General features: G+C 65.7%; 13 protein-coding genes and 1 tRNA gene. 7 read left to right on the top strand and 7 right to left on the bottom strand.

The window, feature by feature from the left end; all coding sequences use genetic code 11:
* The first annotated feature begins 5 nt into the window (after positions 1–5).
* Positions 6–1,592: a hydantoinase B/oxoprolinase family protein gene (locus tag ACQCVD_RS06945; protein WP_426822990.1), complete on the top strand. Its 1,587-nt coding sequence runs from the start codon at positions 6–8 to the stop codon at positions 1,590–1,592.
* 102 nt (positions 1,593–1,694) lie between these two features.
* Positions 1,695–3,161 carry a PepSY-associated TM helix domain-containing protein gene (locus ACQCVD_RS06940; RefSeq protein ID WP_426822988.1) on the top strand — a complete coding sequence of 489 codons (1,467 nt, stop codon included), beginning with the start codon at positions 1,695–1,697 and terminating at the stop codon, positions 3,159–3,161.
* Between the two features lie 268 nt (positions 3,162–3,429).
* Here the strand turns inward: ACQCVD_RS06940 and ACQCVD_RS06935 are convergent, their stop codons facing one another.
* Positions 3,430–4,401, bottom strand: a complete 972-nt coding sequence (locus ACQCVD_RS06935) for an NAD(P)H-quinone oxidoreductase (protein WP_426822987.1) — start codon at positions 4,399–4,401, stop codon at positions 3,430–3,432.
* Between the two features lie 102 nt (positions 4,402–4,503).
* On the opposite strand from ACQCVD_RS06935, the gene ACQCVD_RS06930 reads away from it, so the two are divergent.
* Positions 4,504–4,591, top strand: a tRNA-Ser gene (locus tag ACQCVD_RS06930).
* A gap of 44 nt (positions 4,592–4,635) precedes the next feature.
* Here ACQCVD_RS06930 and ACQCVD_RS06925 read toward each other — a convergent pair.
* Genes ACQCVD_RS06925 through ACQCVD_RS06915 form a run of 3 tightly spaced genes read right to left on the bottom strand, consistent with a single transcriptional unit; the run spans position 4,636 to position 5,512 of the window.
* Positions 4,636–4,944, bottom strand: coding sequence for a hypothetical protein (locus ACQCVD_RS06925; RefSeq protein ID WP_426822986.1), 309 nt, complete (start codon positions 4,942–4,944; stop codon positions 4,636–4,638).
* A complete protein-coding gene (locus ACQCVD_RS06920; protein ID WP_426822985.1) occupies positions 4,941–5,063 on the bottom strand; it encodes a hypothetical protein in 123 nt (40 codons plus the stop codon). The genes ACQCVD_RS06925 and ACQCVD_RS06920 overlap by 4 nt, the downstream gene beginning before the upstream one ends.
* Before the next feature lie 59 nt (positions 5,064–5,122).
* Positions 5,123–5,512, bottom strand: a complete 390-nt coding sequence (locus tag ACQCVD_RS06915) for a YrhK family protein (protein WP_426822984.1) — start codon at positions 5,510–5,512, stop codon at positions 5,123–5,125.
* A 225-nt stretch (positions 5,513–5,737) separates the two neighbouring features.
* Here ACQCVD_RS06915 and egtB point away from each other — a divergent pair, with 225 nt between their 5' ends.
* The 3 genes from egtB to ACQCVD_RS06900 all read left to right on the top strand — a co-directional run bounded on the left by egtB (position 5,738) and on the right by ACQCVD_RS06900 (position 9,344).
* Positions 5,738–6,997, top strand: coding sequence for an ergothioneine biosynthesis protein EgtB (gene egtB / locus ACQCVD_RS06910; protein WP_426822982.1), 1,260 nt, complete (start codon positions 5,738–5,740; stop codon positions 6,995–6,997).
* The gene (gene egtD / locus ACQCVD_RS06905; protein ID WP_426822980.1) at positions 6,994–7,938 is read left to right on the top strand and encodes an L-histidine N(alpha)-methyltransferase; all 945 of its coding nucleotides are present in this window, start codon (positions 6,994–6,996) and stop codon (positions 7,936–7,938) included. The genes egtB and egtD overlap by 4 nt, the downstream gene beginning before the upstream one ends.
* Positions 7,939–8,063: 125 nt before the next feature.
* Positions 8,064–9,344 carry an SGNH/GDSL hydrolase family protein gene (locus tag ACQCVD_RS06900; RefSeq protein WP_426822979.1) on the top strand — a complete coding sequence of 427 codons (1,281 nt, stop codon included), beginning with the start codon at positions 8,064–8,066 and terminating at the stop codon, positions 9,342–9,344.
* Between the two features lie 15 nt (positions 9,345–9,359).
* Here ACQCVD_RS06900 and ACQCVD_RS06895 read toward each other — a convergent pair whose 3' ends face one another.
* Positions 9,360–9,950: a helix-turn-helix domain-containing protein gene (locus ACQCVD_RS06895; RefSeq protein ID WP_426822978.1), complete on the bottom strand. Its 591-nt coding sequence runs from the start codon at positions 9,948–9,950 to the stop codon at positions 9,360–9,362.
* Positions 9,951–10,043: 93 nt separating this feature from the next.
* On the opposite strand from ACQCVD_RS06895, the gene ACQCVD_RS06890 reads away from it, so the two are divergent.
* Positions 10,044–10,991 carry an NAD(P)/FAD-dependent oxidoreductase gene (locus ACQCVD_RS06890; RefSeq protein ID WP_426822977.1) on the top strand — a complete coding sequence of 316 codons (948 nt, stop codon included), beginning with the start codon at positions 10,044–10,046 and terminating at the stop codon, positions 10,989–10,991.
* Here ACQCVD_RS06890 and ACQCVD_RS06885 read toward each other — a convergent pair.
* Both ACQCVD_RS06885 and ACQCVD_RS06880 read right to left on the bottom strand, forming a co-directional pair.
* Positions 10,988–12,349: an MFS transporter gene (locus ACQCVD_RS06885; protein ID WP_426822976.1), complete on the bottom strand. Its 1,362-nt coding sequence runs from the start codon at positions 12,347–12,349 to the stop codon at positions 10,988–10,990. The genes ACQCVD_RS06890 and ACQCVD_RS06885 overlap by 4 nt on opposite strands.
* Positions 12,350–12,792: 443 nt before the next feature.
* On the bottom strand, positions 12,793–14,106 hold the full coding sequence (locus ACQCVD_RS06880) for an AMP-binding protein (protein ID WP_426822975.1): 1,314 nt from the start codon (positions 14,104–14,106) through the stop codon (positions 12,793–12,795).
* Positions 14,107–14,237: the final 131 nt, after the last annotated feature.

Raw genomic sequence — 14,237 nt, 5'->3', positions numbered from 1 at the left:
AGAAGATGGCCACTGAACTGAACGCCGTGGAGCTGGAGATCGCCCGCAACCGGCTGGAGTCCATCGCCGAGGAAGTGGGAACGGCCCTCATCCGGACGTCCTACTCCCCGAACATCAAGGACCGCCGGGACTGCTCCGCCGGTGTCTACGGCCCTGACGGGGAGTTGATCTCCCAGGCCGAGCACATTCCGCTGCACCTGGGGCTGATGCCCACCCTGATCAAGAACACCCTGGCGCAGTTCGGTGCGGAGCGGCTCCGGCCCGGCGATGTCCTGCTGACCAACAACCCCTACCTGGGTGGTTCCCACCTGCCGGACATGTGTGTGATCACCCCGGTGTTCCGGGAGGGGGAGATCACCGCGGTGATCGCCACGATGGCCCACCACGTGGACGTCGGCGGCCAGACACCGGGATCCATGTCCGCCCAGTCCGCGGAGATCTACCAGGAGGGCATCCGGGTCCCGCCGGTCCGCCTGTTCGCGGAAGGGGAGTTGCAGACCGAGCTACTGGAATTTCTGCTCACCAATATCCGCACCCGCGAAAAGACCCGCGGCGACCTGATGGCCCAGGTGGCGGCCAACCGGCTGGGGGAGCGGCGGGTGACTGAACTCATCGCGGAATGGGGTCTCACCGGATTCCACGACTCCTGCCGCGCTCTGGTGGACTACGGCGAGCGCCGCACCCGCGCCGCCATCAGCGAACTGCCGGACGGCACCGGCACCTTCACCGACTACCTCGAGCACACCGGTGCCCGGCCCGCCGAGCTTCCCATCGGGGCCACCGTGACCGTGCGCGGCGAGGAGATCGAGGTGGATCTGTCCCAGACCTGCAACCAGGTGCGCGGGGCGGTCAACTGCTCCTATGCCGTGGCGACGGCGTGCGTGGCCTATGTGGTCAAGACCCTGACAGATCCCACGCTGCCCTCGAACGCGGGGCTGACCGCCCCGATCACCGTCAAGACCCGGCCCGGCAGTCTGGTGTCCGCGGAATTCCCCGCGCCGGTGGCCCACGGCAATATCCAGACCGCGCAACGCATCGTCGACGCCGTGCTCGGTGCCTTCGATCAGTTCACCCAGGACCTGGTGCCGGCGGCGTCGAGTGGCTCAATGTCCATGGTCACCATCGGCGGTCTGGACCCGAACACCGGGAAATACTTCTCCTACGTGGAGACCTACGGCGGCGGGCAGGGAGCCTCCCCGCACCTGGCGGGGGCGTCTGCCACGCACACCCACATGACCAACACCCGAAACACCCCCTGCGAGGTCATCGAGCGCGAGTACCCGTTGCGGGTGGACACCTACCGGATCCTGCCGGAGACCGGTGGGGCGGGACAGCACCGCGGCGGGGACGGACTGGAACGTCGACTGCGGTTGACCGCCGGCTTCGCCACCGCCACGGCAGGCACCGAGCGGGTCAAGAACGGACCCTGGGGGTTGGCCGGCGGCGAAGCCGGTGTCCCCGCCCGGGTGCAGTGGCACGACGCGGAAGGGGACCACGACCTGGAGTCCATGAGTCGCGTGGACCTGCACGCCGGGGAGGCCATCTCGATCCGGACCGCTGGTGGCGGCGGCTACGGCGAGCCCGATTCCTAGAGTGACATCCTTCACTGCGGGGAACTGCGGCCGGGGTTGAAACAGGGGCGTGCCTGCGAAAGTGAGGGGAACCTGAGCGGTTGGATGCCCGACTGCTCGGGCATGACCAGTTCAACTCACACCACATCTGAGGCAGCCGGGGAGCGGGGCATTGAACCGAAACCACCCACCCCGCCCCGGACGTGCAGCGCCCACGGCATGATCCACCGGCTCCACACGATTGCCGGGCTCTTCGTCGCGCCGCTCCTGCTCGTCGCCGCGCTGACGGGACTGCTCTACTCGGTGGCGCCGACCCTGGAGCAGATCGTCTACCGCGACGTGCTCACGGCGGAATCGCCGGAGCAGAACTACCCGGTGGGCAGCCAGATCGAGATCGCGCAGCGGGTGAAACCGGACCTCAACTTCAGCGCCGTGGAGGTGCCCGAGCAACCCGGGCAGACCACCCGGGTGCTTTTCGACGACCCCTCGCTGCCCAGTTCCAGCTACCGGCAGGCGGTCTTCGTCGACCCCAGCAACCTGACGGTCACCGGTAACCTGGTCCAGTACGGCTCGGCCCAGGCGTTGCCGTTGCGCGCCTGGATTTCGGAGGGGCACCGGCGGCTCTGGCTGGGGGAACCGGGGCGGGTCTACTCGGAGACGGCGGCCTCCTGGCTGGGCATCCTGGCCCTGGCCGGTGCCTGGCTGTGGTGGAGGCGGAGACAGCGGCACAAGGGTAAGTCGACCACGGGGATGCGTAAACGTGCTCTGTCGTGGCATTCCGCGCTCGGGATCTGGTTGCTTCCCGGTTTCCTCTTCCTGACCGCGACAGGACTGACATGGTCATTGGTGGCTGGGGCGAACATCGGCGAGGTGCGCTCGCAGCTGAACTGGACCGAGCCCACGCCAGCGGTGACGGTGTCCGAGGGCAGTGGTGCTGAGTCTGCTGCGGGTACGCACGCCCACCACGGCCACGTCATGGAGCTGCCGGCAGAGCCGGTGGCCGTCTCCGAGGTGGATACCGTGATCTCCGCGGCACGGAGCGCAGGATTGACCGGCATGATCGACGTCAACGCTCCCACCGCGGAAGGTGGGGCCTGGACGGTCAAGGAATCCCGGCAGGCCTACAAGCTGGCCAATGATTCAGTCTCCGTGGATGGGGCCACGGGGGAGATCGTGGATCGGGTGGACTACAACGCGGACTGGCCGCTGGCCGCAAAACTGTCGAATTGGTTGATCCAACTGCACATGGGCACGCTCTTCGGGCCGATCAACCAGTTGGTGCTCGCGGTGATTGCAGTCGGGTTGATCGCGGTGATCTGCTTCGGCTACCGGATGTGGTGGTTGCGTGGTCGGGGCAATCGGCCGGGCCGACTACCCGCGGCCGGACAGTGGCGGCGCGTCCACCCGGCGGTGCTGGCCGGGATCGTGCTCTTTCTGCTGGCCTATGCGGTGGTGGCCCCGCTCTTCGGGATCAGCCTGGTGCTCTTCCTGCTGGTTGATGTTGTGTGGCAGCGGTTGCGGCGGCGGAAGCAGGGGGCTGGTGCTCGGCCCGGGGCTGGTGCTCGGGTGTCTGGAGCGGGACCGGAGTGAACGCTGGGACCTGGTCGAGGCGGCGATTGGTGACCGATGGCGGTGGAAAGCTCCGGTGGCGTGTCCGGGTGACAGCGAAGCCGAAGGAATTTGTTGATGTGGACCGCTAAAACAACACATTCCTTCGGCTGCAGCGTCACCCGGCGAGCCCTTCCACGTTCCAGCCGGACATCCACGCGGCTATCCGCCCAGAGGCCCGCCCGAAGATCCACCTGGACACGCCCCGGAGGCCCGGAGAGCAATGTCTCCGGTCGTCCCGCGGCACCGGTTAGTCAGCCACCTCAAGCACGATCTTGCCGGTGACTGCGCTGTCCTCCAGCAGCTGCAGGGCCTGGGCGGCCTCGGACAGCGGGAGGGTGCGGTCGATGTGGTGGGAGATGCGGCCGTCGGCCAGCATCGGCCAGATGTGCTCGATCGTGGAGGAGACGATGTTCGCCTTGTCGGCCAGGTCGCGGCCGCGCAGCGCGGTGGCGGAGAGATTGAGTCGCTTGGCCAGCATCAGTCCCATGTTCAACTCGCCCTTGCGGCCGCCCTGCAGTCCAATGGTGACCATGTGGCCGTCCTTGGCCAGCGCCTTGAGATTCTGGTTGAGATACTTCGCACCGATGATGTCCAGGATGACGTCGCACTGGTTCTTCAACCGCTCCGCGAAGTCCTCATCCTTGTAGTTGATGAGGATGTCGGCGCCGAGCTCCTTGCAGGTCTGCAACTTTTCGGCTGAACCAGCGGTGACTGCGACGGTGGCCCCCAGCGCCTTACCCATCTGGATGGCAAAGGTGCCGATCCCGCCGGCGCCACCGTGGATGAGGAAGGTCTGCCCTTCCTTGAGTCCGGCGAGCATGCCGATATTCGACCAGACGGTGCAGGCGACCTCCACGATGGAGGCGGCCTCCGTCAGGGAAAAACCCTCCGGGATGGGCATCAGCTGCCCTTCCGGCACGGCCACATACTCGCCGTACCCTCCGCCGGACAACAGGCAGGCGACTTCCTCGCCCGTTTCCCGGCCGGTGTTGCCCGGATCCTCGATAACACCCGCGCACTCCAGCCCGAGCACCTCGGAGGCTCCCGGCGGAACCGGGTAGTTGCCCTGAGACTGCAGGAGGTCAGCCCGGTTGACACCCGCCGCATGCACCTTGACCAGCACCTCCCCGTCCTTGAGCTCAGGGCTCTCGACGTCGCCGTAGATGACCTGTGCCTTGTCGTCTGTGTCGGTGGATTCGGAAACTGTGATTGCCTTCATGCCCACCAGGGTAGGGAAATTTCAGTGCCTGTGGGCAGTCAGGTAATCTGTGGGGGTTGGCGCCTGCAACCAGGGTTTCCCGGTGCGGGCGCGGCACCACCGGGAGGTGTGGCAGAGCGGCCGAATGCACTGGTCTTGAAAACCAGCGATGGGCAACCATCCGGGGGTTCAAATCCCCCCGCCTCCGCCAGGAACCCGCTCACCGAGGAAGACTTCGGTGGGCGGGTATTTGCTTCACCGCTCTGGGCGGCGGCCCCAGGCGTTGACACCGAAGTCCAGGTTGGCCAGGAGCCACAACAGATAGCCGGTGACGGCGAGGACACCGACCGCGACACCAACCAGGAACGAAGGCCGATAGCGGTAGCTGTGGTGGTGGAACATGTCGGCCCCGGCGGACAGGGCGGACAGAGCCACGAGGGACAGCAGGATCCGCACGAATACATTGAAGAGGAGAATCAACAGCCAGCTGAGGACTCCGCCGGTCACAACGCCGCGGAGGACCAGCACGGCACGTACCGCCGCGCTGTACCGCCGGGGAATCACAGGTACGTGGAGAGAATCCATTCCAGGGTGGATTCCCGGACGCCGAGCGCCAACAGGAACTGGAATACATCGAGGGTGGTCTGGGCGTAGGAGAGGGTGAAGCTCTCGAGGATGTCCATGACTGAAGTTTAAGGGTCAGGCGCCGGGGCCGGGGAGATTCCGCGTTCCGGGCTGCGCGCTATCCGGTGTTCCCGCGACGGTACAGGCCACTGCTTCGGCTGCCATTCTCGCTGGAGGGGTCATCTTCATCCGGGGATTCCTCGAAGCTGCCGGGACCTTCCGGGGCCTTTTCCGCCAGGCGGTCGATGTTCTTGATTTTGGCCAGCCAGATCTCGCGGGCCATCCGGATGGTGGGTTTGGCGGCGAAGAAGATGGAACCGATCAGGAAGCAGTAGGTTCCCGGAATCGTGGTCTGTTCGAAGAAGAACAGGACACTGCCGATGATGAACAGCAGCGCCGCCCCGAAGTCCGCCACCGTGTGCCCGATCTCGAAGAGCGCAAAGCGTCGGGCCTGCTCGGGTGTGATCTTCTGGTCGCGTGGGTCGAAAAGTCGTAGCTTCCCGGACATGGTTCCTCTTTCACTCGGTGGACGTCATTCTGGAGCACGTTGACGCGGCGTACATTCGATGTGCCTGTGTCCGAAACCTAACGCATCGCCGTTCGCTGCAGCACGGCCTCCGGTTCGGAAGATCACCGGAACTCCGGCGCGCAGAAGAAATTCCGCATATGCTCGGCCGCACGAACTGCTTCGTGAGAGCGAAAGAACTGCTTCCGCACCAGGATTGAGGTACTCATGTCCGTGCCAACGCAAACCCTTCCCCGTCAATTGGATCCGCAGCAGCTGGCTGAGAAATTCGCGGCCACCCGCGCCCTGACTGACCACCTGGTCTCCCGGCTGAGCCCGGAGGACCAGGTCCCGCAGTCGATGACCACCGCCAGTCCTGTTGCCTGGCACCGGGCTCACGTGACCTGGTTCTTCGAGGAGCTGGTCCTGGGGAGGGTGGACAATCCCGAGCACCGTTTCCTGTTCAACTCCTATTACGAGCAGATCGGGGACCGGCAGCCCCGCCCGCAGCGCGGCATGATCACGCGCCCCTCGGTCACCGAGATCACCGCCTACCGCGCGAATGTTGATGAGCGGGTGACGGAGGCGCTGAAGACCGGTGATCTGGACGAACGTGCCCTCGAACTGCTGGAGATGGGCTGCAGCCATGAGCAGCAGCACCAGGAACTGCTGCTCATGGACTTCAAGCACCTGCTCTCGTTGAACCCGACGGACCCCGTGTATCTGGAGCGTCCGCGTGATGACGCCGCGGAGGTGCCGTCGCTCGGCTGGATCCCGGTGCCCGAGGGCGTCGGGGAGATCGGTGCCGACGCCGCTGCCGGCTTCTCCTATGACAATGAACGGCCCCGCCACAGGACCTATCTGCCCGGCAGCATGGTGGCGGACCGGCAGGTGACCGTGGGGGAGTGGAAGGAATTCATGGCCGCCGGCGGCTACCGTCGCCCCGAGTTCTGGCTCTCCGACGGCTGGGCCACTCTCAAGGAAACCGGCTGGGAAGCCCCCGGCTACTGGCGCCGGGAAGAGGACGGCACGTGGACCACCTTCACGCTCTCCGGACGACGGCCGGTGGTGGACTCCGAGCCGGTCATGCACGTCTCCTACTACGAGGCCAACGCCTTCGCGGCCTGGGCCGGGCGGCGGCTGCCCACCGAGGCGGAGTGGGAGACGGCCTCGTCGGCCTGGAGTTACGGCGATGAGCTGGACCCGGACCGCTGTCACCCGAACAATGTCCGCCGCAACACCCTCGGCGGGGTGTGGGAATGGACCCAGAGTGCCTACCTTCCCTACCCGGGTTTCGAGCCTGAGGAAGGGGTGGCCAGTGAGTATAACGGCAAGTTCATGTCCGACCAGTACGTGCTGCGCGGCGGCTCCGCACTGACGCCGCGCGGGCACTCCCGGAAGACCTACCGTAACTTCTTCCCGGCGCCCGCCCGCTGGATGGCGGGCGGTCTCCGGTTGGCCGCGGATTCCCCCGGGGAGCCGCGATGAGTCCTGTTCTGACTGACCAGCTGGCCCTGGAAACTGACCTGCGCAATGGCCTGTGGAATGACCCGGCCACGCTCCCGCCGCGCTGGTTCTACGACGAACGCGGCAGTCGTCTCTTCGATGAAATCACCCGCCTGCCGGAGTACTACCCGACGCGGGCGGAAGCGGAGATCCTGACCGGATGCGTCGGGGAGGTGCTCGCCGCCAGCACCCCGGCAACTGTGCTGGAACTCGGCTCCGGCACTTCCACGAAGACCCGCCTGCTGCTGGACGCCTGGTCTGGTGAGCACCGTGAGTTCGTGCCCGTGGACGTCAGTGCCGAAGTCACCCATGAGAGCGCCGGGCAGCTGTCGCGGCGCTTTCCCGGGTTACGGGTCACTCCGGTGATCGCCGATTTCCACCATCTCCCGGAGACACTGCCGGGAGAGCCGGGTAGTCGACTGATGATCTTCCTCGGCGGCACCATCGGCAACTTCAGTGAGTTTGAGCGGCAGGAGTTTCTGGGCAAGCTGCGGCACCGCCTGGCCCCCGGCGACCGTCTGCTGGTGGGCCATGACCTGGTGAAGGACTCCGTCCGTCTGGAGCAGGCCTACGACGATGCCGCCGGGGTGACCGCGGAGTTCAACCTCAATGTCCTCGATGTGATCATCCGGACCGTGCCCACCATTGGCCTGGACCGCTGCGATTTCCGCCATGAGGCGCGCTGGAACGCTGGGGAACGGCGGATCGAGATGCACCTGGTGGCGCACCAGAATGTGCGCGTCGAGTTTCCGTCACTGGGGCGGTGCCGGGAATTCTCGGCGGGCCAGTCCATCATGACGGAGATTTCGCGGAAGTTCCTGCCCGGTGAATTGGCCGACGCCGCAGCTGCCGCAGGCTTCACTCATGAGCGGACCTGGAGTGATGAGGCCGGGGACTTCGCGGTGGATCTGTATCGGGGTTAGACAGGTTCCTGATGTTTAAGCGGGGCGCAGTTCCGGAAAACTCGGGCAAAGACTCAACTTCATTGTTAGCATGATCACATCAAGCTGTCAGCTGTCCTGTGAGCCTTCGTCTGAGGAGTCCCTCCATGAAGAACCCGGTGTCTCGAGGTGCCCGCGCGGTCGTCGCGGCCATCACCGCCTCTTTCCTGCTGCCCGTCACCGCAGCAGCGGTGCCTGTCCTTCCCGGTTCCAGCTCGCTATCCGCTGAGCTCAGTTCCGGAAAACCGGCGGTGCCTGAACCTTCCTGGGTGGGCAGTTGGTCAGCAGCTCAGACACCACCCGGGGAGGAAGGTACGGTATCCGGCGACGGGTTCACCGACACCACGCTCCGGCAGACGGCCCACCTGTCTATCGGTGGGGACAGCCTGCGGCTTCGGGTGAGTAATGAATATGGCGAGGAACCGCTCGAGATCGGTGCCGCCACGGTGGCGCCCGGAAGCGCGACGGGAGAGATTGACCCGGCGCAGGTGCAGGACGTGACTTTCGACCGCAACGAGTCGGTGACCATTCCGCCAGGAGAGGAATGGCTCTCTGATCCGCTTCATATGGGAGTGGAGCCGAATTCCAATCTCGTGGTGAGTCTCCATCTGCCTGGTCCGACTGGGCCGGCAACCACTCATCCGCTCGGAATGGCAACCTCTTACCGGGCTTCCGGGGACGCCACCGGAGCGGAAACCGCGGAATTCGAGGAATTGGACGATTCACGGTATTTCCTGAGCGGTGTGGACGTGAGCTCTGCAGCGCAGGGGTCGGTGGTGTTCTTCGGGGACTCCATCACTGACGGGCACTCCTCGACGGTCGATGCGAATCTCCGTTATCCGGACCAGGTGGCCGACCGGCTGTTGGAGCGTCCCGAAGAGCAGCAGTGCGGCGTCCTCAATTCGGGGATCAGCGGAAACCATCTCCTCCGTGATGACGGCACCAAGGGCGTGGCGGCCATGTCCCGCTTCGAGGAGGACGTACTGAATCAGCCTGGTGTCCACACAGTTGTGCTGCTGGAGGGTATCAACGACATCGGCAACAGCGAAGGGGAGGTAGAGCCGGAGGAACTGATCGAGGTCTATCGTCAGTTCATCGAGCAGGCCCATGACCATGGCATCCGGGTTGTCGGCGCCACGATGACCCCTTATGAAGACGCTGACTATTACACGGAAGCCGGGGAGGCGGACCGTCTGGCCGTCAATGAGTGGATCCGAAACTCGGGTGAGTTCGACGACATCGTCGATTATGAGGCTGCCGTCCGCGATCCGGAGCAGCCCAGCCGGCTGCTGCCGGAGTTTGATCCCGGTGACAAGCTCCACCCGAATGATCAGGGTTATGCAGCAATGGCGGAGCAGCTCAACCTCGAAACCATCTGCGCGAGCTGATCCTGGGGGTGCTGCTCAGTCGCCCTCATCCTCTACTGCCCGCACGTGCGCCCGCTCCCCTTGCCGGCCGAAGAGACTCAGGTATTCCACCGCTCCTTCCGCGGTGGCGCCGAACCAGTGCGGGGTGGAGGTGTCGAACTCCGCAGCCTCACCCGGGGTGAGGATCATGTCCCGGTCCCCCAGGATGAGGCGTAGCTTGCCGTTGAGTACGTAGACCCAGTCGTAGCCCTCGTGGGTGTGCATGTGCGGGCGCCCCGTGCCGCGGTCGGCTGGTTTGATGAATTTGTAGGCCTGGATGCCGCCGGGCCGTCTGGTCAGCGGGAGAACCACGGTGTCCCCGCCGACGGGCAACGGCCGCAGGTTGATGCGGGGGTCGCCGGTGGGCGGGGCGTCGACAAGCTCATCGAGTGTGACCCCGTACGCCCGGGCGAGCGGGAGCAGCTGCTCGAGGGTGGGGCGTCGCAGCCCCGACTCCAACCGGGAGAGGGTGGAGGCGGAGATGCCGGTCCGCTCGGCGAGTTCGGTCAGCGTGATGTCCCGGTGCTGGCGCAGCCGCTTGAGGCGGGGGCCCACGGCTTCGAGAGTGCGGTCGATATTGTCTTCCATGCCCACATATTGCCATTTAGCAAAATAGATTGCCAAGTAGGTGATGGCTGTCTACATTCGACTTCGTCCGAAAGAAGTCGAAGGGAGCTGGACATGTCAACAGAGAATGAATTGCGCGATGCCGTCGTGGTGGGCGGTGGGGCGGCCGGGTTGGGCGCGGCGCTCACCCTGGCCCGGGCACGTCGCAACGTGACGGTGATCGACGCCGGCCAGCCGCGCAATGCGCCCGCCGAAGGGGCGCACGGTTTGGTGGGGCAGGAGGGGATCAATCCCCTGGAGCTACTGGAGCGCGGCCGCCGGGAGGTGGCCGGTTACGGCGCGGAGGTCCGCAACGACGAGGTCACCGACGTGACCGGTGCCGTCGGAGATTTTGCGGTGGCGCTGCGCTCCGGGGAGGTACTCCATGCCCGCCGTCTGGTGATCGCAACCGGTCTGGTCGACGAGCTGCCGGAGATCCCGGGTCTGTGGGAGCAGTGGGGCCGCAATGTCGTGCACTGCCCCTACTGCCACGGATGGGAGGTGCGTGACCGGAAGATAGCCGTGCTGGGCACCGGGCCGATGATGGTCCACCAGACGCTGATGTTCCACCAGTTGAGCCGGGACATCACGTTGTTCAGCCGCGGTCTCGAGATCTCGGCGGAGGACCGGCGCACGCTCGATGCCCTGGGAATCCCGGTCATCTCCGAAGAAGTGACGGAGGTGATCTCCGAGGGAGACCGCCTGACCGGGGTGAAGCTTGCCGACGGCGCGGTCCACGCGGCCGAGGCCGTCGCGGTGGGGACCCGCATGGTCGCCCGGACGGGGGCCTTCGGCGGTATCGGCATCACTGCCAGCGAACACCCGATGGGCAGCTTCATTGCCACGGACGAGTTCGGCCGGGCAGAAGTGCCGGGAGTGTGGGTGGCCGGCAACGCCACCGACCTCGGTGCCCAGGTCGGTGCGGCCGCCGCAGCGGGAGTCAAGGCGGCGGCGCACCTGAACTACGACCTGATCAACGAAGACGCGGTGGCGGCGGTGGCGGCTGCTTCCGCCGTCGGCTAGTTTTCCTGATCGTGCAGGCTCTTGCCCTGGATGTTCTTGGGAACCAGGAGCACGGCGATGAGGGAGATCGCGGAGATCACCGCAATGTACACGCCGATGCTCAGGGAGGTCCCGGTGGCTCCGAGGAGCATTTCCGCGATCATCGGTGCGAAGGCGCCGCCGATGATGGACCCGATCGCGTAACCGATTGAGACACCGGACAGCCTCACGTGGGCGGGGAACATCTCGGCGTAGAGCGCCGGCTGCGGGCCGTAGGTCACGCCGAGGAGGGCGCCGAGGATCACCACGGCGATGCCGAAGAGCAGCGGGTTGGCGGTGTCGATCAGAAGCCAGGTGGGGATGGCCCACAGCACCATCGCGAGGTAGCCGAGAGCGAAGGTACGGCGGCGCCCCAGGCGGTCCGAGAGACCGCCGAAGTAGATGGTGGCGATGATCCAGGCCACAGCCGTCACCGAGGTCAACGCCAGAACCACCGGGCGGCTCATCCCCAGCTCGTCTGTCCCGTAGGACACGAAGAAGGCGATGGCGAGATAGCCCGCGGCATTGACGCCGGCGAAGATGAGGGCGGCGAGAATGACGGTCCTGGAGTGGTTGCGCAGCAGGGTCGACAGCGGGGCGGAGGCCTTCTGCTTCAGTTCCTCCATCTCGGAGAAGACCGGCGACTCCTCGACCAGCCGACGGATGAAGTAGCCGATACCGATCAGCACAATGCTGGACACGAAGGGCAGGCGCCATCCCCAGGCTTCAAACTGTTCCGGGGTCAGGGCGGTGGTGACCACGAGCATGAACAGGGTGGCCAGCAGCATTCCGGCCGGGACACCGACCTGGGGGAAGGAGCCGAAGAGGCCGCGTCGGGAGGTGGGGGCGTGCTCCACCGCGATCAGCGCGGCACCGCCCCATTCCCCGCCGGCGGAAATGCCCTGCAGAATGCGCAGCAGAACGAGCAGCAGCGGGGCGGCCATGCCGATCTGGGCGTAGGTGGGCAGCAGGCCCATCGCGACGGTGGCCCCGCCCATGCCGATGAGCGTGAGGACGAGGACCGGCTTCCGGCCGAGACGGTCACCGAGGTGACCGGCGATGATGGCGCCCAACGGGCGGAACAGGAAGCTGATTCCGAGCGAGGCCCAGGCGATGACCTGGGCCAACGTGGGGTTGGAGTTGCTGACGGGATTGAAGAACTGCGCGGCGAAGATGAGGCCGGCGGCTTGGGCGTAGATGAAGAAGTCGAACCACTCGATGGTGGTGCCGACCATCGCCCCGGCCAGTACCTTGCGGTGTTCCGGGGTGATCCGGGAATCGGTGGTCAGCTGGGCGGTGTCGACTGTGGCGCTGGTGGTGACGGTGTCATTGGTGGTCATCAGCGGGAACTTTCTGTGCAGGTGCATCCGTTCGATGCACGGGCAGGAAGATAACGGGCAGAGTGCTTGCGGGGAGGGCTGATTCGGGTGGCCACTGATGAAGGTGCGGGCACCGTGGTCGTTGAAGCGGGAAATGCCTGACGGGGAGGGGCACTCGGGAGCCGGTGTCAGATCGGCAGTCCGGAAAACGCCGCCGGAGAAAAGACTCAGGCACCTGGTGCCGGGGTTGACCGCCATTACGGCTGGCGGGGCGGCAGGGCGCAACGTGGGGAGCATGACGGCGGGCGGTGGAGCGTGCCTGCCGGTGTCCGGCGGCTCATACGGCGCGGATCCACCTCGGCCGTCGGAGCGGTGCAGTTGTGCGGGACAGACACATCGGGCGGGGTCGGTCGGGGTTCACGGGCACCGGCAGAACACTGCTGCCCAGTGCCTCCGGCTCTGGATCAGGCCTTCACCCGGTTATCCACCAGGCGCTTCGCCTTGCCGTCACCACTGTCCACGCGGTCACGGATCTCGATGTCCACGGACACACCGATGCGGTCCTTGATCTGCTTGCGCAGCTGGCGGTCTGAGGCGGCGATGTCCTCGGCGGCGAGCCCGGGGTTGTGCTCGACGAGGAGGGTCATGTGGTCCATGCGTCCCTTGGTGCTGAGCACGCACTGGTAACGCGGACGCAGGTTCTTGTCCTCCACGATCAGCTCCTCGAACTGACTGGGGAAACAATTGACGCCGCGGAGGATGATCATGTCGTCGTTGCGGGCGCTGATCTTCTCCAGTCGGCGCATGGAGAAGGCGGTGCCCGGCAGAATACGGGTCAGGTCGTGGGTGCGGTAACGGATGACCGGGAAAGCCTCCTTGGTCAGGGAGGAGATGACCAGCTCGCCGTATTGCCCGTCCGGTACCGGTTCACCGGTGGTCGGGTCGACGATCTCCGGGTAGAAGTGATCCTCCCAGATGGTCAGGCCGTCCTTGGTCTCCACGCTTTCCTGTGCCACGCCCGGGCCCATCACCTCGGAGAGTCCGTAGATGTCGGTGGCGTCGATGCCGAAACCTGCTTCGAGGTCAGCCCGCATGCCCTCCGTCCAGGGCTCCGCGCCGAAGACTCCCACCCGCAGGGAGGTTTCCCGTGGATCTTGACCGTTGGCGCGCATCCGGTCCAGCACGTTGAGCATGTAGGAAGGGGTGCCCAGAATAGCGTCGGGCTGGAAATCCTCCATGATCTGCAGCTGGCGTTCCGTCTGGCCGCCGGAGGTGGGGATGGCGGTCGCGCCGAGCTTCTCCACCCCGTAGTGGGCTCCCAGACCACCGGTGAACAAACCGTAACCGAACGTCACCTGGACCCGGTCGCCGGCGCGGATGCCGCCGGCCCGCAGGGAGCGTGCCACCAGGTCGGACCACATCTCGATGTCATTGCGGGTATAGCCGACGACGGTGGGGCGGCCCGTGGTTCCGGAGGAGGCGTGGATACGGGCGATCTGCTCGCGTGGCACCGCGAACATGCCGAAGGGGTATTCCCGCCGGAGCGTCTCCTTGTCCGTGCACGGGAACTTCGCGAAGTCCGAGAGCTCCCTGAAATCATCCGGGTGCACGCCCAGCTCGTCGAATGCCTTTCGGTAGTGCGGCACGTTGAAGTAGGCGTGGCGGAGCGTGCTCTTGGCCCGGGCGGTCTGCAGGGCAGTGATTTCGTCGCGGGAGGCGAACTCGATCCCCGTCTGCGGACCGTTGTGCGTGGAGTGGATTTCGGCGACGGAAGTCATCTGGGATTCCTTTCTGGCGGGACATCAGGGTTTCGGCGGCGGAGAGGAAACCCCGGTGAACATCGGCACGGAGATTGCTCACGGGAAGCCGGCGAAGCTGCAGGGAGCTGTAGCTGGGCTACTGCGCCGGG

This window comes from Corynebacterium halotolerans, from assembly GCF_050107895.1.
Classification (GTDB): Bacteria; Actinomycetota; Actinomycetes; order Mycobacteriales; family Mycobacteriaceae; genus Corynebacterium; species Corynebacterium halotolerans_B.
The sequence above is the reverse complement of the archived record's forward strand: the minus strand, read 5'-3'. Positions and strand labels throughout refer to the sequence as shown.